This window comes from Providencia alcalifaciens (assembly GCF_915403165.1).
Classification (GTDB): Bacteria; Pseudomonadota; Gammaproteobacteria; order Enterobacterales; family Enterobacteriaceae; genus Providencia; species Providencia alcalifaciens_C.
Genome location: NZ_OU659205.1, coordinates 1 through 2673 on the forward strand (window position 1 = coordinate 1; position 2673 = coordinate 2673).

Annotated in this window: 3 protein-coding genes; 1 reads left to right on the forward strand and 2 read right to left on the reverse strand. The window is 37.6% G+C overall.

All coding sequences use genetic code 11. The features are described from left to right. Positions 1 to 343 precede the first annotated feature (343 nt). Both LDO73_RS17980 and LDO73_RS17985 read right to left on the reverse strand, forming a co-directional pair. Positions 344 to 805, reverse strand: coding sequence for a hypothetical protein (locus LDO73_RS17980; protein WP_224061229.1), 462 nt, complete (start codon positions 803 to 805; stop codon positions 344 to 346). Between the two features lie 14 nt (positions 806 to 819). Then, on the reverse strand, positions 820 to 1008 hold the full coding sequence (locus LDO73_RS17985) for a hypothetical protein (protein ID WP_224061230.1): 189 nt from the start codon (positions 1006 to 1008) through the stop codon (positions 820 to 822). A gap of 223 nt (positions 1009 to 1231) precedes the next feature. Between LDO73_RS17985 and LDO73_RS17990 the strand changes: the two genes are divergently transcribed. Further along, positions 1232 to 1768, forward strand: coding sequence for a helix-turn-helix domain-containing protein (locus LDO73_RS17990; protein ID WP_224061231.1), 537 nt, complete (start codon positions 1232 to 1234; stop codon positions 1766 to 1768). Positions 1769 to 2673: the final 905 nt, after the last annotated feature.

Genomic DNA, 2673 nt, shown 5'->3' on the forward strand with positions numbered 1-2673 from the left:
GGCTGTTAAAGCAAAAATGAGTTTAACCTCGATTTTTCAGATTTCCGTTCATCATTAAAAACACTACCGCTCTCGTTTTACTCGGTTGGTCAAATCGCCGATCACCACAAAACAAGTTTGTGCCTTTCGACGATTTCAGCTCGATTTTTCTGTCAATCTGAATGAAGTTAAAAACGAACGAGAGCGGCATAGAAACCGTTATAAACTTTCAGCGTAGATTTGGGTGCTTGATAGGGGGATCGTGTCTTAAAATCGTTTTGAGTGACTCTAATGGGTATGAACGGGCGGTTTTCGCTAACTAACTCGCCCGTTTAACATAAAAGGGATTAGACGAAATGATTTTTTAATCATCTGAATCTATATTTTCAAATAATGGATTGTAGTGTGGGTCATCTGATTTAGGAAAAGGTAAATGAATTGGTGAAAAACCAACAATCAATATTTTACCATCTTTTTCTTTTTGATAATGAATTACTGCGTTTGAAGTAATTCCTTTAGGATTGAAATTTAAATTAAATGTCATAACTTGCAAGCAGGATGAATCGCTATATGGTCCGCAATGATAGTGCCAATAATTACCGTCTTCGTATGCATCTGTGTCTGCGATTTTTTCACCATGGTCATTTAGCCATGATGGCTTATTCTTACCAACAAGAGATTCTTCATTAGTAACTTTAGTAATGAAAGTTGTTAAAAGGCGGATCTCATCAGTGCTAAGATTTTTCAAATCTTTGAATTCACAACTATTAAGGTCGCCATCTTGAAAAGTAACGTGGAGCTCTACCCTATTGTATTTTATTGACATCCCATATAATCCACTTACTTTTTAATATAGGCGGATAGTATATCAAAAATAGCTTGCTCTGACTGTCCAGCATTGAACTTTAACGCTGATTCTTGTTGGTTTGTATTATTGCGAGACAATAGAACGTTATCAGCAACGGATTTATAGTGCTGGCGACGTTCATTCTCTTCGCCTTTTCTAGCAAATCGTGTATTAGCCAACATATTTAGTCCTAGTGTTTTGAGTGGAGATGCGGAATTTCTTGCATCTTTTAAAATGGTAAAATATGAGCAGGTATATAGCTATGAATTCACTCTGAATAACATCAAACAGGGGTGGCGTTATCACCGCCCTAATAATTATCATAACTTAATAACACCTATATAAATATAGGTGTTATTAAGTTATGATGAGGCGTAAATCTAAAATCAGAAATTACATGAAATTATGAATGATTACCAAATTGATATACCGGAAAGATTATTATTTATTTGGGGAAGAACAATACTTGGTTCTGGTTGGGCGTCAGTACCCAATGAACTTTTAAAAAATCAAAATAAGCTAGAACTGAGTAATTCTGAACTTGTTTTATTAATACACTTAATTTCGTTTATGCATCATGGTGATTCTAAGATATACCCATCAATAGAGTTGTTATCTAACCGGATGTCTCAAGATAGACGAACAATACAAAGAACTATTAATCGACTTGTTTCTAAAAAAATAATTAGGAAAAAAGTAAGATCGGCTAGTGAGGTTGATAAAGGTTTAACTAATATATATGACCTATCACCGTTGATGCTTAAGCTCATCAGCTTTCAAATGCCATCGTTGCCTACACCTAAGCATATTCATACTTGCCCATCCTGCGGCACTATAGCTTCTTCAAAAGAAGAACTTGAACAAATATTTGGTTTTCGAATGGTAGACGGGAAAGAACGTATTCAGAGTTGGTGCCGTAATTGTCGAGGAAAAAAGAAATAAAAAGCCTAATGCCCCAATGTGGTACTAATCAAAATGGAGCGAAGCGACATCGTCTTCTTGTCTTTGCTTTTCTCCACGATCGGTTCTTGGGTCATGGCTTCTTAGCTTGTTAAGTTGGCTAAGTCTGGTTAGGTTGGGTTTCTTCCGACGGTGCAATCCAAGAAATCCCTAGTCCGTTGATTGGTGCTCTTATCAGGTACGCACTGTAATCTTTCGATACCGCAGCGTGATTCGGAGGCAGAGCCGTCATTTCGTGTGACGGTACGTTACTACCACAATTTGCCTGTTTATCCTTTCGGAGACCGGGCTAAGTCCGAGTCAATCAAGTGGTGCATTTGAGTTAATGTCGTTGAATGGTTTTAAGGAAGTAGTGACAAGCTAGCTTCCCATTGCTAAGATTAGATTGCTGAAGTCGAATCCTAGCAATGAATGCACAGATTCAGATTAGCAGAGCCGAAGTGATGTCACAATCATTTCGGCTCTGTGCCTTCTGGAGTATCACAAAAAAATCCCGTCATATTTCAATCCGCAACGCTCGCCGCAAGATGAAAATTCATTTTTCATCGAGGAAGCGGAAGTGCATCCCATCGAATAAAAAATTAAATAACTCCCCGTTCGTCAGAAAGAAAACCAGAAATGATTTAAGGGATTTTGGTGACAATGCAGGATAGACAATCCACTTAAAAATGCTAGCACTCTACGAGTACCATCATTTTTTGTGATTATCTCCTGAGCCTGCCGCTGGCTCTTTTCTGAAAAATAAACCCATGCAGATTTACCTATGTTTTTGTAAAACCGATCAGCAATAAAAAATTAATCAAACGGGTATCGTTTTTGTCATGCAGGATAGGGATAGTGATCCCAAATGTAGCCACATTTGATTCTATCCCCCTGAACTTGCAGTT